This is a genomic window from Alkalicella caledoniensis (genome assembly GCF_014467015.1).
Taxonomy (GTDB): Bacteria; Bacillota; Proteinivoracia; order Proteinivoracales; family Proteinivoracaceae; genus Alkalicella; species Alkalicella caledoniensis.
This window is the reverse complement of the sequence record NZ_CP058559.1, coordinates 1,822,316-1,843,700: the sequence shown is the minus strand read 5'-3', so window position 1 is coordinate 1,843,700 and position 21,385 is coordinate 1,822,316. Positions and strand designations below refer to the sequence as shown.

Below are 21,385 nucleotides of genomic sequence, written 5' to 3'. Positions count from 1 at the left end.
ATATATAATAGAAGCGCTTTTTTATCTAATGTTTTTAGCCTATTAGATTTCTTTAAATATACTTTGTTATTATAGTGTATAATAAGTAACAATAAGGGAAATAATACCCCTAAAAAAGGTGGTGTTATTGTGAAATGTTGTTCAGTTTGCGAAGAAAACACTGACCTGGGTTTGGGTATTAATATTTTACAAAGCTTTATTTGCAACACGTGCTTAGATAAGATTTCCAGTACTCAGGTTGATGACCCAGAATATGATAAAATTCTATGTGGTATTAAAAGAGTATGGGAAGTAAGTGAAGCTAAATAAGATGAATATAAAGACCTGGCATCTAAGCGTAAGTGCACTACGTTAGATTGCTGGGTCTTTGTAATAAGGTAAGTTATTATAATAAAACTGCATCATCTTTTGTTAACTTACTATTTACCACAGTAAAGATTTTGTATATAATAATCTCAATATTATTGCAAAGAAAAGGAGTATATAGTTGAACATAAAAAACCTAGAAGAAATATATAAATACAACAAAAGAACAAAATTTAAATTCCATATGCCAGGAAATTTTGGTGGCGAGAATCTACCTTATGGATTCGTTAAAAATATGCCTTTTTTCGAAACAACTGAAATACACGGAATGGATGACTACCATGCACCAGATGGTATCATTAAAAAAGCAGAAAGGGAGCTTAGTACAGTTTTTGGTAGTAAAAATAGTATATTTTTAGTCAATGGCTCCACATCTGGTGTGTTAGCTGCAATGTCGTACTTTTTTAATGAAAAAGACAAAGTACTAATCACCAGAGACTGTCACAAATCAGTGCAGTATGGTTTAGTTATATCAGGAGCTAAACCTATATACTTCTTAAACAGTAGGAATAGAGAATACGGTATATTGCTACCCCCAACATACTCTGAGATTTTGCATGAATTGAACAAAGATAACCATATAAAGGGAGTAATTCTTACCTCGCCAAACTACTATGGTGTAGGTATTAAGGAACTGGAAAAGATCTCAGACTTATGTGTAAGTAGAGGCATTAAAATAATCTTAGATGAGGCCCACGGTAGTCACTTGAATTTCACAAGATTTAAAAAGTATTTAGGTAACAATGGAAATATAGATATAGTAGTAAATAGTTTCCACAAAAATTTAAATGCTCTAACACAAACCGCTATGGTACACTTAAACAGTGAAGAAATATCTGTAAATGACTTTAGGAGGCATATATCTCTAGTTACAACATCTAGCCCATCTTATCTATTACTAAGTTCAATGCAGTACAGCCTGAGTAGATACAAAAATAAAGGTAAAGAAATACTAAATAAAACTGAAAAAAAAGCTAAGTATATGAAGGATTTATTAGATAAATATAAAATAATGTATATAGAGGGTAAAAATCTTAGGGGTTATTATCTAGATCCTACTAAAGTAACAATTATGTTTGAGAAAAGTGCCATTGCTCAACGTGTTTATAAAAACCTGATACTATTTGGTGTATATCCAGAGTTAATACTAGATAACAAGATAGTCTTTTTTATAAATTCTGAAATAAAAATAGAATATATAAGAAAAACGGCCCGATTAATTAATATTGCTATAAAGAGAGCTTTGATTTGTCGCCTAGATGAACAAGATGAAAAATTTGCTACATCAATCTTGCCTAAATCTTCTGCTATATCTCCAAGGCAAGGGTTTTATAGTATAAAAGAAAAGATTCCAATAGAACAATCTGTTGGAAGGGTTGCCACCGATATAATAACTCCCTACCCACCAGGGATACCGTTGATAATGCCTGGGGAAGAAATAACTAAAGAGATTGTAGACTATGTAAAAAATACATCCTCTAGCGTACATGGGGTGAAAAATGGTATTATAGAGGTAGTAAGGGAATAAAGGAGAGATTGTATTGCGTGGAAAGTTTATAGTGATAGAAGGTCCAGATGGGGCAGGAAAAACAACACAAAGCAAACTACTAAGTCAATTTTTACACAGTAAAGGAATAAAATACTTATATACAAGAGAACCAGGGGGAACAAAGACTGGGGACAAAATTAGAGATATTTTACTAAACCCTGAAAGTAAAATATCAAATATGGCTGAGTGTTTACTCTATGCTTCTGCAAGGGCACAACTTGTCAATGAAATTATACAACCTGCTTTAAATGAAGGAACATGGGTAATTGCAGACCGTTATCTTCACTCCAGTATTGTTTACCAGGGTATGGGTTTAGATCTAGGTATTGATATTGTTGAGGATATTAATAAGATAGCAACTACGGGTCTGATGCCAGATGTTACATTTTTAATAGACCTTGATACAAATACATCCCTCGGCAGAATAAACAGATCAAAGGATAGAATAGAAAGTCGAGGAGAAGTATACTTTAGAAAAGTAAGAGAAGGGTACCTAAATCTTGCAGAAAAATATGGTATGATAAAGATTGATGGTAATAAAAGTGTTGAAGAGATAAGTTTAGAGTTAATAAAGAATATACCATTAAAATAAACAGGGAGGGAAGAGTATGAAATTAGTAATTGCTGTGATTCAGGATAAAGATAGCGGAAAGCTTTTAGAAAATCTAGTTGATGAGGGCTTCAAGACTACAAAATTAGCTAGTACTGGGGGTTTCTTGAAATCAGGAAACACAACTGTCTTGATCGGTGTAGAGGACCATCAGACAAGTGAGGTTGTTGAAATTATTAAAAAAGTTTGTAAAAGTAGAGAAAAAATGGTCACAACAATGTCGCCAATTGGTGGATCAGTTGAATCCTATGTACCCTATCCCGTAGAAGTAGTAGTGGGTGGTGCAACTATTTTTGTAATTGACGTAGATCAGTTTGAAAGGGTTTAGATTAAATGTACTTGCTAGGACAACAGGAAAATCAAAGGTACTTTGAAACAGCTATTGCAAATAGTTTACTTCATCATTGCTACTTAATCCACGGTAAAAAGGGGACAGGTAAAAAAGCCTTCGTAAAAGAACTAGCTAAGTTCATTTTATGTGGAAGTTGGGATTGTACTTGTAGAACTTGTAGAAACATTGATAGTAATAACCATCCAGATGTAAACTTCTTTTCTAGCGAGGATTCCATTGTTAAACTTGAAACAGTAAATGAATTTAAAAAAGCTTCATTGTATTCACCCTTAGAAGGAAAGAGGAAGATTGTGATTTTAGACGGAGTGGATAGGCTTAATGTTCAAGGAGCAAATAAATTACTTACTTTAATAGAAGAGCCACCACCCTATCTTACCATCTTTTTACTCAGTGATAATGTTACTAAGGTTATAACAACAATTAAATCGAGGGCAATACCTATAATGATGAAACCTCTATCAAAGAATAAGCTCTCAGAATATCTGGAAAAAAATAACCAGCTACAATTTCAGGAAGCTGAAATTGTAGCGGATTTTTGTGAAGGATCTTTAGGACAAGCGTTACAGCTAATTGAAACGGACTTCATAAGTAATCGAAAAACTCTTTATGATCTGTTATGCGAATGTAATAATAAAGGAACAGATTATATTAAAATTAGCAGTTTATTAGAAAACGTTGATATAAATATTACTTTAGATTTACTAGAATTTTGGGTAAGAGACCTTATGTATTTGAAATTCGGACAAAATAAGCATATACTAATAAATAAGGATTATTATGATAAACTAATAAATATCAATGTAAATGATCCTGAGAAAATAATGAAGAAAATTAAGTTGATTAGAAATAGCTTAAAACATAGCATAAATTCCATGCTTAACTTAGAAGTTGTTTTTAATGCCCTACAGGAGGTATAAAAAATGGAACAATACAAAGTAGTGGGAGTTAGATTTAAAAGGGCTGGCAAAATTTATTATTTTGATCCAGAACAATGGGATATTAGCACAGGAAATAGTGTTATTGTAGAAACAGCCAGAGGCTTAGAGTATGGGGAAGTTGTCGTAGGACCTAAAACTGTAGACGAGGCTGAATTGGTTCTCCCTCTCAAAAAGGTTATTAGAATCGCTACAGATGATGATACTAACCAAGTGAAGGATAACAAATCCAAGGAAAAAGAGGCATTTGATATATGTGAACAAAAGGTTAAAAAACATAACTTGGAAATGAAACTTATAGATGTTGAATTTACCTTTGATGCCTCGAAGATTATTTTTTATTTTACTGCTGAAGGAAGGATTGACTTCAGAGAATTAGTTAAAGATCTAGCTTCTGTATTCCGTACTAGGATAGAGCTAAGGCAAATAGGTATTAGGGACGAAGCAAAGATGCTAGGCGGTCTAGGCTGTTGTGGTAGACCCCTTTGCTGTAGCACATTTTTAGGGGACTTTGAACCGGTATCCATAAAGATGGCAAAGGAGCAGAATTTATCTTTAAACCCTACAAAGATTTCAGGCATCTGTGGTAGATTAATGTGTTGTTTGCGTTATGAAAATCATCACTACCAGGAAGCTCGTAAAAACATGCCAGAGGTAGGTGTTGAGGTACTTACAGAAGTTGGCAAGGGTAGAATAACAGAAGTAAATCCCCTGAAAAACACTGTTAAAGTTGAAATATATGATAGTAAAACATGGGTTGACTTCCCCGCTTGCAAAGTTAAAGTAGTAGAAACAAAGCAACAAGATTAGGGGGATTTAGATGGAAGAACAAATCAAGTTTTTAGAGGATAAACTAGAGGAATTCTATAGAGCACTGAAAACTTTGAAAGAGGATCATAAACTTTTAATGCAGGAAAACCAAAGACTAGAGAAAGAAAATAAGTGGCTAAAAGAGCAGATACCCCATTTAAAGGGTAAAAAAGAGTTGAGTCCAGTAAAAGAAGGACAAGATGCTCTAGCTAGACTTTATAATGAGGGATTTCATATATGCCATCTGCACTATGGTAGCTTGCGAAACGAAGGCGACTGTTTATTTTGCATATCACTTTTAAAGAAATAGGTGAAAAGAATTGGACATAAAACTTTTACCTGGAGAAAGAATAGACGAATTACAAAGAAACGGTTTACGTATTATCCAAAATAAAAAAGTATTTTCGTTTACTATGGATAGTGTATTGCTTAGTGCCTTTGTTTCCTTAACAAAGGGAGATAAGGTTGTGGATTTAGGAACTGGCACAGGGGTACTCCCACTACTGATAGTAGGAAGAAAACAAGTAAAAGAAGTAATAGGTATAGAAATACAAGACCTTTTGGCCGATATGTCCAAAAGGTCTGTTGAATTAAACAACATTAACAATATTCAAATAATAAAAACTGACCTTAAAAGGATTCATGAAAAATTAGGCCATGAGCAATATGATGTTGTGGTATCTAACCCCCCGTATATGATACCTAAAACTGGAGAAATTAGTACCCTTGATGCAAAAGCAGTAGCAAGACACGAGATTAGCTGTAACCTTGAGGACGTTATATTTGAAGCCAGTAAGCTAGTAAAATACGGTGGGAAGTTTGCCATGGTACATAGGCCAGAGAGAATAGTAGATATATGTTACTTGATGAGACATTACAAGCTGGAGCCTAAAAGAATAAGGCTTGTTCAATCTAGACCAGATAGTACACCAAGGATTCTTTTAATTGAAGGAATAAAAGGTGGAAAGCCCGGTCTTATAACTTTACCTACACTAATAATATATGAACAAGATGGTAGCTACACAGAAGAAGTGAAAAAAATATATTACACATAGGGAGGCTATAAAGCATGGCAGGAAAACTTTACCTTTGTGCAACTCCCATTGGGAATTTAGAGGACATGTCCCTACGGGCAATCAATACACTTAAAGGGGTAGACTTTATAGCAGCTGAGGACACCAGAAGAACTGGAATGCTACTTAAACATTTTTCTATAGAGTCAAAGCTTATCCAGTATCACAAGTTCAACGAACGCAAACAAGTTGACAACATCATAGAATTGTTAGATCAAGGCAAGGATGTTGCCTTGGTGTCAGATGCAGGCACCCCAGGTATATCTGATCCAGGAGAAATACTCGTGCGAGCTGTAAATGGTAAGGGTCATAAAGTAGTGCCTATACCTGGACCCTGTGCTCTTATATGCGCACTTACCATTTCTGGGTTAGACACCAGTGAGTTTAAGTTTATAGGGTTTATGCCAAAGGGGAATAGTAAGAAACCTGTTTTGGAAAAGGCAATGAGTGAACACTGCACTGTTGTTTTCTATCAGAGTCCCCATGACTTGCTGAGTACCCTTGAGCAGATAGAAAAAATAGATAACCAGCGTAAAGTGGTAGCTGTTAGGGAAATAACCAAAATATATGAAGAAAAAATAGCAGGCAATGCTAAAGAATTGATCTCCCACTTTAATGAACGTGGCATAAAAGGAGAATTTACCATACTCATAGAGGCTAAGGAAGAAGAAATTCATACTATCAGCCAAGGAATTGTCCTGGTAGAAGAACTGTTAGAACAGGGGCAATTTCTTAAAGAAGCTTGTAAGAATGCTGCGAAAGAATTAAACCTTGGGCAAAGGGATCTTTACCAATTTATGATAAATAAAGGAAAAAAATAAGACGGTAGCATAAAAGCCGTCTTATTTTATGTACTATTTAATTTCTTCAATACAGCTTTCGCAGATGTTTTTACCTTTAAAGTAATTTATATTATCAGCTTCGCCACAGAAGATACATGCAGGTTGATATTTTTTCAAGATAATTCTTTCTCCGTCTACATAGATTTCTAAAGAATCCTTAATATTGATATTTAGAGTCCTTCTAAGCTCTATAGGAAGAACAACCCTACCTAGCTCGTCCACTTTTCTTACAATCCCAGTTGATTTCAATTTTTAACCTCCCCAGATTTCATTATTCTACATATTTCGACATTAATATTGTACCAATTACTTCCATAACAGTCAATATATTTTCATTAAAAAACTGGAGGTGTGTTATGGACATCGATAAACAGTTAATAGAAAAATTAAAGATTTTTAATGAGTTTTTAGTAGATAATTATCAAAGTAAAATAAGTAAGGATAGAGTAAAACCAATATTAAGTGGATTAGGAGTTATTAAGACCATACTTCAAGGGGATACAAAGGACGAAAACCTGTTAGGCGTAGATGGTTCATATAACTCATATGGTGCAAATTACCCCCATCAATTATGGATGTTTAGGGGTTTAGCCAAGACCACTAGGGGAGGACAAGTTATTCAAAGTGATATCTTAACACCCTTAGACCAGCAGTTTCGAAAAAAGGTTGAATTGTTTAGTAAAGCACGGAACATTTCACCATACGATGGTGTAGGCTTTTTTGTAAAAGAAAAATTAGCTGAGATGGAGCTAGATGTTGCAATTCAAGGGGCTATTGATTTAAAACCATCTGTTATTTTTATGGATGGATCTTTAGTAAGGTACAAAATAGAATCAGAGAAGAAGTGGGAAAAGCTTAAGAAAATAATTTTAGACGAAGGAATTCTTTTAGCTGGAGTAATTGAAGAGATAGGTACTAAGAACTTAACAAACTATCTTAATTTAGGAGAAGTCTATGATAGAGAAATTATGTTTGGAGTTCTTGATATAGGGGAACAATTTATCCTGAAAGAACAGATTAAAGAAGGGTTTATTACTGCCTTTGTGAGACCAGGTGAAGACCCTCAACCTATAGCAATTGACTGCCTTTTAGAGCAAAGGGGCTATATGGATAAATTGATTAGCTTAGCTGCAAGCCTTACACCTCGAAAGGGAAGGGGTATTCCATTATGGCTTGATATAGTGGATAGTGAAGTGAGGATAACAAATAAGGTTGTGGATGGATTAGTCGAAAACTATATAAGCCCAGATTTAAGATATAAACTTTTAACAGGTAAGCGAAAGGAAAGATGGTTTTAGTAAGGGAGGAATAGTCATGCAAGTTGTAGGTGAGACAACTCAACAAATGGTTTGGGTAGCAACAGATCAAAGAAAGATTAGAATCAATGAAATACTTATAATAGAGGATAAAAGCTTAGGTATAGTTAGGGGAGAGGTAGTGGAAACACTTTGTTACAATAGGTATATTCCTTTAAACTTAAATGGGACACTGATGGAGTCAAAGGTTTTGGAGTCTCTTTCTAGCTTAGGTTATGATATAGGTAGCAATGAAATCAGCGTAGCTCGGGTTAAGTTTTTTGTGGAAACGCCACACCCAGTAAGTACCGGGGCTCAAGTCCGAATACCCCAATATGAAGAAGTAAAGGACTTGCTTGTTTTTGCTTCTAAGGAAGACGGTTTGACATTAGGAGAAATAAAAAGCACTGATGGCCTATTTGAAAGTTTACCTCAGTCACTAAAGGGGATAGCACCGGTTTTAGAAGGAGAAGAATGTGAACAAAAAGGAGTGCCACTGATATTCCCCATAAGGGAAATGCACCAGTATCCACATATTGGTATATTTGGTGGATCCGGTTCTGGAAAGTCCTATGGTATTAGGGTTATCCTAGAAGAAATTATGGATAAGGGTATTCCAATGCTGATATTTGATCCGCATTTTGAGTTGGAGTTTGATAGCGAAGAGAAAACGTATTTGAGTAAATATGAGGTAGCTAAACTTGGGCAAGACATAGGGATTGAATTTAGTGATCTAAATGTGCGAGATATTGTTAACTTACTGGGGGCGTCCCATACATTAACCGAAGCCATGGTAAATGCCATAGAGATGATTCATAAAAGGGGAGATTCTTATTTAACATTTAGTCAGAGGGTTGAGGATGTAATTAGGGCTTTGGAGTTAGGGAAAAACAGTTTGAATAACTTGGCTAATAGTAATATGGAGAACGATTTAAAAGAGATAACCAAGCTTAACAAACTATTGGATAGCTTCGGTAGCTTGCCGCAAGCTTCCCTAAAGGGAATACAGTGGAGGCTAAAACGGTTAGACAACGCAGGGCTCTTTAAACATGATATTGAGGTAGTTAACAACAATCTTAAATATGGTAAGTCTGTGGTTATACAAGGGCCTGTTTGGCTACTAGGGGTTTTTGCCACATACCTTATTAGCAATTACTATCACAAGCGTAGGCACTTCAAAGACGGTAGTGTCAATGAATTTTATCCTCCATTTATGGTCGTTACAGATGAGGCACATAACTTTGCACCTAAAGGATATGACTCCCCTGCAAAATCAGTAATTAAGGAAATTGCTCAAGAGGGTAGAAAGTATGGAGTATTTCTACTTTTGGCCACTCAAAGACCAACTTTGTTGGATGAAACAGTAACTGCACAACTAAATACAAAGTTTATATTTAGAACTGTAAGAGGGACAGATATAGCTACTATTCGTGAAGAGACGGACTTGACCGAACAAGAGGGAAGAAGACTACCCTATTTACGATCTGGGGATGTTTTTATTTCCTCGGCAATTTTTGGAAGGACAGTAGCAACGAGGATAAGGGTTGCAAACACGGTAAGTCCTTTTTCTCAAAACCCATTTGATGAATTGAAAGAGTATGTAAAAAAAACAGATGGAAAAACCTTGGAAATTCTAAGACCTTATTTTCCATTTAACAGTGTGGACTTAAGTGATGTTTTGATTAATGTTCAAAAAGAAGGTATAACATCCATGGACGATCTTAATAAAGCAATACTAAAACTAGAAAAAAGTGGGCATATTAAGATTGAAGTTACCCCTTTTGGCGATAGTTTTAAACTAGTATAATTGACCTTTGAAGAAAAAAGTGGTAAAATATCTTAAATTATATTATTTAAATGCTAAGATATTAGATGAGTAGCTGGAAAATGGAACTAAAGAGAGCTGCAGATGGTGGGAATGCGGTGTTTTAAACCAGTGAATATGGTCTAATGGAGCAGAAAATTCCGGTGGTAACGTTAGAACCTATACTAACTAATGAGGGCATATACTATGCTAAAGTTAGGGTGGTACCGTGGAGCTTAAGCTTCGCCCCTACAATATATAAGGGCGGAGTTTTTTTATTTACAAAAAAAAGGAGAGAAAAATATGGAAAATAAAAAGAAGTACTATATTACCACACCAATTTACTATCCAAGTAACACTTTACATGTTGGTCATTGCTTTACAACAGTTATCGCTGATGCCTTAGCTAGATTCAAAAAATTAACTGGTCATGAGGTATACTACCTTACAGGTACAGACGAACACGGACAAAAGATTGAAAAAAAAGCTAAGGAAGCCGGGAAAGATCCACAGGTTTTTGTAGAAGAGATTCGAGAGTGGATCATGGATTTATGGAGAGTCTTAGATATTGAATATGATGATTTTATAGGTACTACTGAAGATAGGCATAAAAAAATTGTCCAGAAAATCTTTGAAAAACTATATAACCAGGGTGATATATACAAGGACTACTATGAGGGACTATACTGTACTCCATGTGAATCCTTTTGGACTGAAAGGCAATTAGAAAAAGGAAACTGTCCTGACTGTGGAAGGCCAGTTGAGAAAGTTAGAGAAGAAAGCTATTTCTTCAAGATGTCTAAGTATGCACCAAGGCTTATAAAGTACATAGAAGAAAACCCAGATTTTATACAACCGGAGTCAAGGAAAAATGAGATGCTAAACAATTTCCTAAAGCCTGGTCTTGAGGACTTATGTGTTTCAAGGACTACCTTTGACTGGGGCGTTAAAATACCCTTTGACTCAAGGCATGTTATTTACGTATGGCTGGACGCTCTATCTAACTATATAACAGCCATCGGTTACTTAGATGATGATGATAAATTTAAAAAATGGTGGCCAGCAGATGTTCATTTTATGGCAAAAGAAATTGTTAGGTTTCACTCTATTTACTGGCCTATTATACTAATGGCACTAGATCTTCCCCTTCCTAAAAAGGTATTTGGACATGGTTGGTTGTTATTTGACAACGATAAAATGTCTAAATCTAAGGGTAATGTCATCGACCCTAAGGTATTAGTGCAAAAGTACGGTAGTGATGCATTAAGGTATTTCTTGCTAAGGGAATTTTCCCTAAACACCGATGGTAATTTTTCTGAGATAGCACTAGCTAAGAGGTTAAACTTTGACTTGGCAAATGACCTAGGTAACTTAGTAAGCCGGACAGTAACAATGATTGAAAAATATAATGACGGTATAATTCCTGTTGCAGCACATGAAACCACAGATGTGGACAATGACCTTATACAAATGGCCCAAAAGCTGCCTGGAATTTTGGAAAAGAAGGTAGATGAATTTCTAATTAACGAAGGCCTTGCTGAAATTTGGAGATTTGTCAGCAGAACTAACAAGTATATTGACGAAACAATGCCTTGGGCTTTAGCAAAAGAAGATAGCAACAAAGAAAGACTTGATACAGTGTTATACAATTTGGCAGAATCCATTAGGTTAGTGTCGATTTTAATAACGCCATTTATGCCTAAGACATCTGTAGAGATCTTTAAGCAATTAGGGATCTCAGACGAAAAAATTAGAGGATGGTCAGGAGCAAAATGGGGACTACTAAAGCCAGGTGCTAAGGTTATAAAAGCTCCTCCACTTTTCCCAAGGGTTGATCTTAAGGCTTTTGAAGTTGAAACAGAAGATAAAGTTGAAGTAAAGGAAGATCTAAAAGAAGAACTAAAAGAAGAACTAAAAGAAGAACTAAAAGAAGAAAACCTAATAACAATAGATGAATTTTTTAAAACAGAACTGAGAGTAGCCGAAGTGATAAATGTGGAGAAAATTGAAAAAGCAGATAAACTTCTAAAAGTGACACTTTCATTAGGAAAAGAGAATAGACAAGTTGTTGCTGGTATAGCAAAATACTATTCTCCAGATGAACTAATTGGCAAAAAAGTTATATTTGTTGCAAACTTAAAGCCAGTTAAGCTCAGGGGTGTTTTATCACAAGGCATGATACTAGCTGCTAGTGACCACAAGGGTAATCTAACACTAACTGGTATAGATAAAGATATAGAGCCTGGTAGCATTGTTAAATAGGAGGCATTAAATTGAGGTATAAAATGATAGATAGCCACTGTCATATGGAAAATCCTAAATATCAAGGAAATGTAGATGACTTGATTAGAGACTGTGTGGATGAAGGGATCATAGCCATGGTTAACACTGGCTATGATATACCTTCATCAAAACAATCAATTTTATTGAGTGAAAAGTATGAACAAGTATACGCTACTGTTGGTATTCACCCCCATGATGCCAAGGAAAGTCAACAGGGTTATTTGAATCAGTTGGGGGATTTATCTAAAAATAGTAAGGTTGTTGCCATAGGTGAGATAGGGCTGGACTACTATTATGATTTATCACCAAGGGAAACTCAAAAGATGGTATTTGCACAGCAATTAAGTCTTTCATTTGATTTAAAAAAACCCTTTGTTATTCATCAACGGGATGCCATGGGAGATATGCTTTCTATAATAGACGATTTTCCAAATCCAATTAACGGAGGCGTATTCCACTGCTACTCCGGTAGCCTTGAAACGGCGAAGGAGTTGGTTAAGAAGGGTTATATGCTATCCATAGGTGGTCCTATCACATTTAAAAACGCCAAAAAGACTGTAGAGGTTGTTAAAAATATACCCCTTGAATACTTACTAGTTGAAACGGACTGCCCTTATCTAACCCCTGAACCCTATCGGGGCAAACTAAACTACCCTTACTATGTAAAGTATGTAATAGAAAAAATAGCTCAGATCAAAGGTGTTGAACCAGAAGAAGTAGCAGCTAAAACTACTACAAATGCTAATAAATTTTTTAGACTAGGATTAAAATAAAGCTGAAATAATAAATAAGGGGGGCTAAGCTTCCCTTTATTATATATACATGGAGGAAATAGATGCGAGAAGTTATTGTCGTGGAAGGTAAAAATGATTTTCATGCTGTAAAGAGGGCCGTACCCGAGGCAGAAATTATTATAACGAGTGGATTTGGGCTAAATAGCCAGATAATTCAGAGGATAAAGATTGCCCATGAGAAAAGAGGAGTAATAGTATTAACAGATCCTGATCATATGGGAGAGATAATTAGAAAGAAAATAGAAGAGCATGTACCAGGGGTTAAGCATTGTTTTATTCCAAGGGGGAAAGCTACTAAAGAAAATGACATAGGAATCGAGAATGTGGATCCTGAGGTGATTAGAGAGGCATTAAAAAAAGTTCACAAGGTAAGTAATAAAAATAAGAATTATGAGGAACAAAGAGAAGAATTCACAACCTTAGACTTAATAGAAAATGATTTAGCCCTAAGCTCTAAAGCATCTACAAACAGAGCAGAAATTGGAGCAATCTTAGGGATAGGATACGGAAATGCTAAAACCTTTTTAAGTAGATTAAATACCTATGGTATAAGTAGACAAGAGTTTGATGAAGCTTTAAAGAAAGTTAGGGGTGAAAATAATGGATAGTTTATACTCTATCTCAAAAGTAAAAGGTATAATTTCTGAGTTCGAATTTAGATTCAAAAAAAAGTTTGGTCAAAATTTTCTAATAGACAAAAATATACTGGATAAAATAATAAATGCAACTGAGGCTGACGAGGATTCTGTAATAGTTGAAATAGGTCCTGGGATAGGAACACTGGCTGTAGAAATGGCACAAAAAGGGGCCACTGTGTATGCTATAGAGATAGATAATGATCTAATTCCCATTTTAAAAGAGCATTTTTCGCCGTATCCCAACATTCATTTAATTCATTCCGATGCCTTGGAGATAGACTTTAAAAGGCTACTTGAACCACATAAAGACAAAAAACTTAAAGTTGCTGCAAATTTACCCTACTACATTACAACACCCCTAATATTCAAAATCCTTGAAACAGATCTCCCATGGGACAGTTTAACCCTTATGATGCAATTAGAAGTGGCACAAAGAATAGTTGCTAACCCAGGTGGAAAGGATTACGGAGCTTTATCAGTGGCTGTGAACTTCTACGGAACACCCAAAATGGTCACCAAAGCCCCATCTTCTGCTTTTTTTCCAGCACCCAAGGTAGATTCTGCCGTTCTAAACATAAAAGTTGAAAACAAAATACAGGTAGAATCTCAAGATTTTTTCTTTAAGGTTGTTAGAAAGGCATTTAGTCAAAGGAGGAAAACTTTGTTAAACAATTTATCAGGACTAAGGGAATTAAATAAAGAACAACTTAATAATCTATTAAAGGAGATAAATATTGAGGGAAATAGAAGGGGAGAAACTTTAAGTATCGAAGAGTTCGCTCACCTTTCAGACACCCTTTATAAACAATAGACTATTAAGGTGGCTGATACTGATGATTTTTGAGGATCCAAAGGGTAACAAAGTGGAAATTAAAAGCATAAGAAATCATATTTCAAAATTGATTGGACAATACCCCGAAGATTTTTTTAAAATAATCATTGGTACAGATTCACAACAAAAAGGCAACAAATTGACATTTGTAACAGTTATAGTAATATACAGAATAGGTAAAGGTGGTACTTATTATTTAAGGACTCAAAAGAGATTAGAACCAGTTCCCTTGAGAGAGAAAATATATATAGAAACTAAGATGTCTTTAGATACAGCTGATACCCTAAAGACGAATAGTATGGAAGGATATGTAAAAGGGAATCTTGAAATTCATGTGGATGTGGGGCAAAATGGGGAAACAAAAATACTTATAAAAGAGATAATAAAATATATGGAGGATAGAGGATATAAGATACTTATTAAGCCAAATTCCTTTGCTGCAAGTAAAGTGGCAGATAGGCATACAAAGTAAAACACTACCCATAGGGGGTAGTGTTTTTTAGGTAGGAATCTAATAGATCAAAACGCCGCTTGGAGTTGTACCCATCATAGTAATGACCATAAAAGAATCGATTTCGGGGGAGATTTAGATAAACCGAAATTGCTTCTGCACAATCTCCCCACAAGGTATCGTAAATTTGCATATTATGTTCTTGATTCTTCACCTTTGAACCTAACCTAACTTCAGGAATAGACACACCTATACCAACCTGATATCCATTTTTACGTGCATGTGAGAGTATCACAGGGGGGACAGCTAAATCTTTTAGGTCAAATGATTGCAGTATTTTTCTTGTGAGTATATGGGGCCCATGGGAAGGGCTAGAAAATCCAATTAAATTATCAATACTTAGCAGTTGGTTAAGGTGAAGCCGTGGATATAAGATCCTCTGGGGTATATTATCCCTTTCAATAGGAGCCGGGTAGCAGTCTGTAAGTGTTAGGTCATAACCATTTTCAAAATGGGTTGATACAAGCATAGATAGCTCTTTAGTGATCTCACCTACCATATCTCCATCAAAGAATAAAACATCACTAGCTCCGTTTTGTAACGCCCACGAACAGCCAATTGCTTTGGGGATGTCTATACCTAATGGCTCAGAAAAATGCAGTATTTTTACTTGAGGGTATTTATTTTTTACTATCTGATGTGTATCATCATGGCATCCGTTAACAACAATTACAATGTTTTTAATTCCAATAAAAAGTAAATGGTTTAATACACGTTCTATCCTTTCTGCTTCATTTCGTGCAGGAATAACGGCGGTTAACATAATTACCACTCCTAATAAGGGGTTAGTTAATTATATGCTATCAAGCCACCATGGGTAATCAAAATTATTACATATACCCTTTCACCATAATCTTTTTACATCATAAACTAGTATTAAGAAAGGAGGTATACCATGGAGTTTAATATAGGAGACATAGTAGGAAGAAGATCATATGGCAATGATATATATTTTGAAATAATATCAATCAATAAAGAGAAGGAGATAGCCTACCTAAAGGGAGTTGATGTAAGGCTATTAGCAGACGCTCAATTTTCAGACTTGAGCCCCTTATCCCCTAAAGAGATTTCAGAGTATAGAAAAAGGATATTAAACATTAGTTTTAGACTTATTAATGATGTGGAAGCAAAAAGAACATTACAGCGAAAAAGTTATAGTCTTTCAAGAGATAAAAGACATAAAGATATAAAAAATTATTTTGAAGTACCTGGGACAATAGTGCATTTAGATGGAGATAAAGAGTATTTGGATATCTGTACAGAAGCGTACAAAGAGCTTGGGCTTAAAGTGTACCCTTACCATATCCCGGAAAGTGAACAACCTAAAATTGTGAGAAGTCTACTAAAAAAGCATAATCCCGACACTTTAGTATTAACAGGACATGATGGCTTAGCAAAAAAGCATAATGATTTTACCGACTTAAAGAATTACAGAACATCTAAATACTTCGTCGATGCTGTGCTGGCAGCTAGGGAGTTTGAACCTAACAGGGATGATTTAGTTATTTTTGCTGGTGCTTGTCAATCACACTACGAGGCTATCTTAGATGCTGGAGCGAATTTTGCCAGTTCACCACAAAGAATTTTAATTCACTGCCTAGACCCAGTTTTTATAATGGAAAAGATCAACTTTACATCCATTATGGAATCGGTATGTATATATGATGTTATAGAAAACACGATTACCGGGATAGATGGTATAGGTGGTATGGAAACAAGGGGAAAATTCAGACTTGGTCTACCCAAATCACCATATTCTGTAAAGGGGGAAAAACATTGAACGGTATTAAAGAACTTAACTTAAAGAAAAGTGACTCTCAATCAACAATGATTGAAGTTCAACTTGAGGATGAATATCAAAGTACTATTGAAAAATCAGGTGGTGAAGTTCTGGTAATAATAAAAAAGAAAGATGCTGCTGGTCCAACGCCTCCTGATGAACAGAAACTGCTACTAGATGGTTTAACCATTGTTATAGATCCAGGGCATGGTGGCACTTCTGTAGGTGCAGTAGGACCAAGAGGAACTAGGGAAAAAGATGTTGTACTAAGTACTAGTTTAATCATTGAAAAAATGTTAGTTCAGTTAGGTGCAAATGTATTATTAACAAGGAGGACAGATAAAAACGTCTCTTTAGCAGAAAGAGTCAATATTGCTAACAAAAATAATGCAGATGTTTTTGTTAGTGTCCATTACAATGGATTTAGTGATCCATCAGCCAATGGTACAGAGACTTACTGGCACACTCGAGGAAGTAATCAAAGCTCAAGGCTAGCTAGTACAGTTCAAAATTATCTAATTAAAAAGCTACAAAGAAGAAATAGAGGAGTAAAGCAAGCAAATTTTTATGTGCTTAGAGAAACAAAGATGCCAGCTATATTGATAGAACCACTTTTTCTAACAAATCCTACTGAAGAGACGTTGATTAGAAATGAAGCAAACCAAAAACTAGTAGCTGAGGCAGTAGTTGAAGGTTTAGTTGAAATTTACTCTTGACAGATTACAATAAAAGTTGCTATAATATTTATTCACTTGACAAAAAGCCTCGGAAATGTTAGAATTAAATAAAATTATTTTATGAGGTGATGTCTTTGGCTACAAAAACCACCTTGGCTGCTATTAAGAACGATTTAGAGGGCTACATTGGCAAAAAAATCTCTCTAAAAGCCAACCGAGGCAGAAAAAAAGCGATGGAACGAACAGGTATTTTAGAGCAAATTTATCCATCCCATTTCTTAGTTCTTATTAACGAAGAGAACTTCAATAGACGCTTATCGTTTTCTTATGCTGATATACTAACAGAAACTGTCGAACTAACGCTCTATAGCAAAGATGACAAAAAAATTCGCTTTTCAGTATCTTAAAAATCCGCCGAAATAGGCGGTTTTTTTATTGTCTTTTTTTGCACCTTTTATTGCTTTTTTGTGTAAATTGTACAGAGGTGATAAAAATGTTGGGATTAAGCTTTAGTGGTGGAGGGCAAAGTGGGATAGCACACATAGGCGTAATAAAAGGAATTCAGCTAGATGGCATATACATTGGGGCAGTAAGTGGCAGTAGTGTTGGTGCTATAATGGCTGCAGCCGTAGCGTTAGACATGCCTTATGAAGCATTAGAAAAAATAGCTTTGAACTTAAGCAAAAGTGATCTACTAGACATCAGGCCCAACCTGTGGAACTTTATAAAACTAAAAGTTAGGGTAATCTTAGGCAAGTTTAGCTTTCAAGACACTGCGCACTGGAGCTTACTAGAAGGAGAAAGGATTACTAAAATACTGCGCAAGATCTATGGAGACATAAAAATCTCAGAGTTAATAAAGCCCATAGCAATCACTGCTGTTGATGTAAACTGCGGGTTAGATGTAATATTCACGAACAAACCGGAACTATTCAAAGAGTTCAAAGGTTTGGTTATAGATGATATACCCTTGTATTTAGCTGTTAGGTCAAGCATAGCAATTCCCTTAATTTATAAGGGAGTAAACTATAAAAAATGTTATTTCGTAGATGGTGGTCTTACTAATAATTTACCTGTAAACTTAGCTAGTAAACTAGGGGCAAAAAAGGTTATTTCAGTGGAGGTGGCAAGTAGACCTCCCTTTGACAATAAGGTTAAGGACATCTTAGATCTGGGTAGTAGACTAATTACAATAGCTGTTGATAATAGCAAGTATTATACTAACCCTTTTATAGCTCTTGAACCTGAACTTCCAGATGTTTCATTAGGGGATTTCAATGAAACATCTAGACTTATTGACGGGGGCTATAAAAGCTATCTAGAAAAACGTGAAAAAATCCTAAAAAATTATTAACTTTTTCTAAAAAAATAACACAAATTTAGATTTTAAGCATAAAGATAGAATGAGAACTAAAGTGGGAGGGGTAAATATTTAACGGGCAAACGCATATATTGTAGTATAGGTAAAATGGGAAAGGAGGAATTACTAATGACCCATAAAGGTGGTTTTCTACCAAAGGTAGAAGTATTAAAGGATTTGTTAAAGATAGACTTTGTTGTAGGTGAGGATACAAAGCAGTTTAAGGTTATTCGTGAATTTACCTTGCCAAGGCCAGTCAGAAGATTTTTAACTCCAGATGTAACAATACCTCAAGACAAAATTAAAACCCAGGTAATTGAAGACAAAGTTATAATAGAAGGTGAAATTGTTAAACAAGTTTACTACGTAGGTGAAGATGGTGTTGTATATGAAGAAACACTTCCACCAGAAAAATTTACTGAATTTGTTCATATCCATGGTGCGTCTCCTGGTGATCACGCCCAAGTAAAGATACGACCAGAAGACGTTAGGTTTGAAGTGATTGAACAAGGAAAGAAATTTAGAAGTGAGGAAGAAGAAAAAGATGATGTAGAAGGTACTCACCACCACAAACCAAAGCCACCAAAGCCACCAGTTAGGACAGTGGTTAAACAAACAGCCATACTTGAAATATTTGTAAAGGTTACTGAGACTGTTCAAGTTGAAGTAGTTACTGACATTATTGGTCCTAAAATTCACGTATTTAAAGAGTTAGTTAAGGTGCAAAATGTAATTGGTGAAGGCACAGTTCAGACATCGGTAATATCCGATATTGAGTTTGAAGATCCAGTTAAAAAAATTGCCACAGTTGATAGTGCATTTACAAACATAAATCCGAGGGTTATAGATGATAAGGTAGTTATTGAAGGAGTACTACACAAGCAAATATACTATGTAGAAGAAGGAACTGGCATAGTAAAAGAACAATCTGTCGACGATAGTTTCACACAATTTATCGACATACCAGGCGCTCGTCCTGGTATGAATGTTCAAGTTTACCCCAGAGTTGAGTTTATCGACCATGTAATAGATAATAACAATAGGAGAATGGCAAAGCAAACTGCGGTAATTGAGCTGTTTGTAAAAGTTACTGAATCAGTTCAAATAGAAGTTGTAGTTGGAGCCAAGGGAATCGACGTTTTCACTGAGTTATTCAAGGTAGAAAATGTTGTGGGAGAAGATTCAGATCAGTTAAGTGTAACTGCTGACATTCATTTCCCATCACCAGCTAGAAAAATAGCAAATATTGTTTCTAATGTTAATATAACAGAGGCTAAAGCCATTGAAGATAAGGTTATTATTAAAGGCGAGTTAGACAAACAGGTTTTTTATGTAGATGAAAACACCAATGTTTTAAAAGAATTATTAGTAGAAGGTGAAGCATTTACCCACTTTATTCACATTCCTGGAGCCCGCCCAGGTATGAATGTAGACGTTACCCCAAGAGTAGAGTATGTCAATATAGACTTGGCAGAGGATGGATTTACTGGAAGACAAACAGCTGTGCTTGAGTTATTTGCTAAGGTTACCCAAACTGAGCAAGTAGAACTGGTTACAGATGTAAATGTACCAGATGATGATTTCTGTCCACCAGAAGCCACATTTGTTATCTATGTGGTTCAACCAGGTGATAGTTTGTTCAAGATAGCTAAAAAATATGGTGTAAGCTTAAATGACCTTATAGCAGCTAATCCTCAAATTAAAGATCCAAATTTGATTTTCCCAGGGCAAAAAATAATAGTTCCTTGCTTACCAAAACCAAAAGGATAAGGTGTGGATTCCCACACCTTTTTTGGTATATACCCATTATTACCATTTACATTACACCACCCGAAATGTAGAATTATGTTAACTAAACAAGGGAGGGATATTTATCAGAAAAGTTAAAGTAGTAGCTTTAGTAATGTGTTTCTTATTCGTAATTATGTCTACAAGTGGGTATGCACTATCTTTTCAAAATACCGACCAAGTTATTAGGTTAGGTACAAGCAAAAATGTTGTTTTTAGGATCCAATCTGAAGACATTATACGTGGTGAAGTATCAAGCCAAAGGTTGAGGGAAATTCTTAATACAAGTAAGCACCAACTAGAAAAGTATAAGACTTATAATGTAAAAGCTGGGGATACCCTTTTTACACTAGCAAGGGAATTTGGTTTAACAATAGGTTCTATTATGGAAGCTAATAATATAAGGGGACACATAATTTTTGCAGGTCAAAGAGTACTTATTCCTGTAGAGGAAGAACAAAAACCACAACCACAACCACAACCACAGCCACAGCCACAGCCACAACCACAGCCACAGCCACAGCCACAACCACAACCACAACCACAGCCACAACCACAACCACAGCCACAACCACAGCCACAACCGTCAACTAGGCAACAACAGATGGAGCAAGAAATGCTAAGTCTAATTAACCAAGAAAGAGCAAGAAATGGAATATCACCACTTGCTATGGATCAAGATATAGTACGAGTAGCAAGATTGAAGAGTCAAGATATGATTCAAAACAACTATTTTGCACATAATTCACCTGTTTATGGTAGTCCTTTTGATATGATGAGGAGCTTTGGTATTACCTACAGAACTGCAGGAGAAAACTTAGCTGGAGCTTCTAGTGTAAGTAGAGCCCATACTAATCTAATGAACTCCCCAGGTCACAGGGCGAACATCTTAAACCCATCCTTTACTCACATAGGAATTGGGATTGTAGAAGGTGGACCATACGGAATAATGTTCACACAAATGTTTGTGGGCAGATAAAAAATAAGGAGCCATATAAACGGGCTCCTTATTTTTATAGAATTGCAAGTATACAATAGACAAAAGCATTGTGATAGAATTGCCCGTAGAGATGGCGAACATTAAGG

Annotated in this window: 25 protein-coding genes; 23 read left to right on the top strand and 2 right to left on the bottom strand. The window is 35.4% G+C overall.

What is annotated here, in order from left to right:
* Positions 1-129: 129 nt before the first annotated feature.
* The 9 genes from HYG86_RS09030 (at position 130) to rsmI (ending at position 6,516) form a co-directional block, all read left to right on the top strand.
* Complete coding sequence (locus tag HYG86_RS09030; RefSeq protein WP_213169003.1) at positions 130-309, top strand: sigma factor G inhibitor Gin; 180 nt, start codon at positions 130-132, stop codon at positions 307-309.
* A 178-nt stretch (positions 310-487) separates the two neighbouring features.
* Positions 488-1,894 carry an aminotransferase class I/II-fold pyridoxal phosphate-dependent enzyme gene (locus tag HYG86_RS09025; RefSeq protein WP_213169001.1) on the top strand — a complete coding sequence of 469 codons (1,407 nt, stop codon included), beginning with the start codon at positions 488-490 and terminating at the stop codon, positions 1,892-1,894.
* A 13-nt stretch (positions 1,895-1,907) separates the two neighbouring features.
* Positions 1,908-2,507, top strand: coding sequence for a dTMP kinase (tmk, locus tag HYG86_RS09020; protein ID WP_246451941.1), 600 nt, complete (start codon positions 1,908-1,910; stop codon positions 2,505-2,507).
* 16 nt (positions 2,508-2,523) lie between these two features.
* A complete protein-coding gene (locus HYG86_RS09015) occupies positions 2,524-2,853 on the top strand; it encodes a cyclic-di-AMP receptor (protein ID WP_213169000.1) in 330 nt (109 codons plus the stop codon).
* Between the two features lie 5 nt (positions 2,854-2,858).
* A complete protein-coding gene (locus HYG86_RS09010; RefSeq protein WP_213168998.1) occupies positions 2,859-3,794 on the top strand; it encodes a DNA polymerase III subunit in 936 nt (311 codons plus the stop codon).
* A gap of 3 nt (positions 3,795-3,797) precedes the next feature.
* Positions 3,798-4,622, top strand: a complete 825-nt coding sequence (locus HYG86_RS09005; RefSeq protein ID WP_213168996.1) for a PSP1 domain-containing protein — start codon at positions 3,798-3,800, stop codon at positions 4,620-4,622.
* Between the two features lie 10 nt (positions 4,623-4,632).
* The gene (locus HYG86_RS09000; protein WP_213168994.1) at positions 4,633-4,932 is read left to right on the top strand and encodes an initiation-control protein YabA; all 300 of its coding nucleotides are present in this window, start codon (positions 4,633-4,635) and stop codon (positions 4,930-4,932) included.
* Positions 4,933-4,942: 10 nt separating this feature from the next.
* Positions 4,943-5,677, top strand: a complete 735-nt coding sequence (locus tag HYG86_RS08995; RefSeq protein ID WP_213168992.1) for a tRNA1(Val) (adenine(37)-N6)-methyltransferase — start codon at positions 4,943-4,945, stop codon at positions 5,675-5,677.
* 14 nt (positions 5,678-5,691) lie between these two features.
* Entirely contained in the window at positions 5,692-6,516 is an 825-nt protein-coding gene (gene rsmI / locus HYG86_RS08990) for a 16S rRNA (cytidine(1402)-2'-O)-methyltransferase (RefSeq protein ID WP_213168991.1), read from the top strand.
* Positions 6,517-6,549: 33 nt separating this feature from the next.
* On the opposite strand, the gene HYG86_RS08985 is transcribed toward rsmI, so the two are convergent.
* Positions 6,550-6,786, bottom strand: coding sequence for an AbrB/MazE/SpoVT family DNA-binding domain-containing protein (locus HYG86_RS08985; RefSeq protein WP_213168989.1), 237 nt, complete (start codon positions 6,784-6,786; stop codon positions 6,550-6,552).
* Positions 6,787-6,893: 107 nt separating this feature from the next.
* Here HYG86_RS08985 and HYG86_RS08980 point away from each other — a divergent pair, with 107 nt between their 5' ends.
* The 8 genes from HYG86_RS08980 to HYG86_RS08945 all read left to right on the top strand — a co-directional run bounded on the left by HYG86_RS08980 (position 6,894) and on the right by HYG86_RS08945 (position 14,655).
* The gene (locus tag HYG86_RS08980) at positions 6,894-7,835 is read left to right on the top strand and encodes a DNA double-strand break repair nuclease NurA (RefSeq protein ID WP_213168987.1); all 942 of its coding nucleotides are present in this window, start codon (positions 6,894-6,896) and stop codon (positions 7,833-7,835) included.
* Between the two features lie 16 nt (positions 7,836-7,851).
* Entirely contained in the window at positions 7,852-9,639 is a 1,788-nt protein-coding gene (locus HYG86_RS08975) for an ATP-binding protein (protein ID WP_213168985.1), read from the top strand.
* Positions 9,640-9,782: 143 nt separating this feature from the next.
* Positions 9,783-9,950, top strand: coding sequence for a hypothetical protein (locus HYG86_RS08970; RefSeq protein ID WP_213168983.1), 168 nt, complete (start codon positions 9,783-9,785; stop codon positions 9,948-9,950).
* Positions 9,940-11,898 carry a methionine--tRNA ligase gene (metG, locus tag HYG86_RS08965; protein WP_213168981.1) on the top strand — a complete coding sequence of 653 codons (1,959 nt, stop codon included), beginning with the start codon at positions 9,940-9,942 and terminating at the stop codon, positions 11,896-11,898. The genes HYG86_RS08970 and metG overlap by 11 nt, the downstream gene beginning before the upstream one ends.
* Before the next feature lie 11 nt (positions 11,899-11,909).
* On the top strand, positions 11,910-12,692 hold the full coding sequence (locus HYG86_RS08960; RefSeq protein ID WP_246451939.1) for a TatD family hydrolase: 783 nt from the start codon (positions 11,910-11,912) through the stop codon (positions 12,690-12,692).
* A gap of 62 nt (positions 12,693-12,754) precedes the next feature.
* Positions 12,755-13,321 carry a ribonuclease M5 gene (rnmV, locus tag HYG86_RS08955; RefSeq protein WP_213168979.1) on the top strand — a complete coding sequence of 189 codons (567 nt, stop codon included), beginning with the start codon at positions 12,755-12,757 and terminating at the stop codon, positions 13,319-13,321.
* The gene (rsmA, locus tag HYG86_RS08950; protein WP_213168977.1) at positions 13,314-14,162 is read left to right on the top strand and encodes a 16S rRNA (adenine(1518)-N(6)/adenine(1519)-N(6))-dimethyltransferase RsmA; all 849 of its coding nucleotides are present in this window, start codon (positions 13,314-13,316) and stop codon (positions 14,160-14,162) included. The genes rnmV and rsmA overlap by 8 nt, the downstream gene beginning before the upstream one ends.
* A gap of 22 nt (positions 14,163-14,184) precedes the next feature.
* The gene (locus tag HYG86_RS08945) at positions 14,185-14,655 is read left to right on the top strand and encodes a ribonuclease H-like YkuK family protein (protein WP_213168975.1); all 471 of its coding nucleotides are present in this window, start codon (positions 14,185-14,187) and stop codon (positions 14,653-14,655) included.
* Positions 14,656-14,659: 4 nt separating this feature from the next.
* Here the strand turns inward: HYG86_RS08945 and HYG86_RS08940 are convergent, their stop codons facing one another.
* Positions 14,660-15,457 (bottom strand): glycosyltransferase family 2 protein, encoded by a 798-nt coding sequence (locus HYG86_RS08940; protein WP_213168973.1) that lies wholly within the window; start codon positions 15,455-15,457, stop codon positions 14,660-14,662.
* Between the two features lie 132 nt (positions 15,458-15,589).
* Here HYG86_RS08940 and yabG point away from each other — a divergent pair, with 132 nt between their 5' ends.
* From yabG to HYG86_RS08910, 6 genes are all read left to right on the top strand, one after another.
* Positions 15,590-16,474 carry a sporulation peptidase YabG gene (gene yabG, locus HYG86_RS08935; RefSeq protein ID WP_213168971.1) on the top strand — a complete coding sequence of 295 codons (885 nt, stop codon included), beginning with the start codon at positions 15,590-15,592 and terminating at the stop codon, positions 16,472-16,474.
* Positions 16,471-17,190 carry an N-acetylmuramoyl-L-alanine amidase family protein gene (locus tag HYG86_RS08930; protein ID WP_213168969.1) on the top strand — a complete coding sequence of 240 codons (720 nt, stop codon included), beginning with the start codon at positions 16,471-16,473 and terminating at the stop codon, positions 17,188-17,190. The genes yabG and HYG86_RS08930 overlap by 4 nt, the downstream gene beginning before the upstream one ends.
* A gap of 95 nt (positions 17,191-17,285) precedes the next feature.
* Positions 17,286-17,558, top strand: a complete 273-nt coding sequence (locus HYG86_RS08925) for a Veg family protein (protein WP_246451937.1) — start codon at positions 17,286-17,288, stop codon at positions 17,556-17,558.
* An 86-nt stretch (positions 17,559-17,644) separates the two neighbouring features.
* Positions 17,645-18,505: a patatin-like phospholipase family protein gene (locus tag HYG86_RS08920; RefSeq protein WP_213168964.1), complete on the top strand. Its 861-nt coding sequence runs from the start codon at positions 17,645-17,647 to the stop codon at positions 18,503-18,505.
* A gap of 135 nt (positions 18,506-18,640) precedes the next feature.
* Positions 18,641-20,281, top strand: a complete 1,641-nt coding sequence (safA, locus tag HYG86_RS08915) for a SafA/ExsA family spore coat assembly protein (protein ID WP_213168962.1) — start codon at positions 18,641-18,643, stop codon at positions 20,279-20,281.
* A gap of 133 nt (positions 20,282-20,414) precedes the next feature.
* Positions 20,415-21,278, top strand: a complete 864-nt coding sequence (locus tag HYG86_RS08910; protein WP_246451935.1) for a CAP domain-containing protein — start codon at positions 20,415-20,417, stop codon at positions 21,276-21,278.
* The last annotated feature ends 107 nt before the right edge of the window (positions 21,279-21,385 follow it).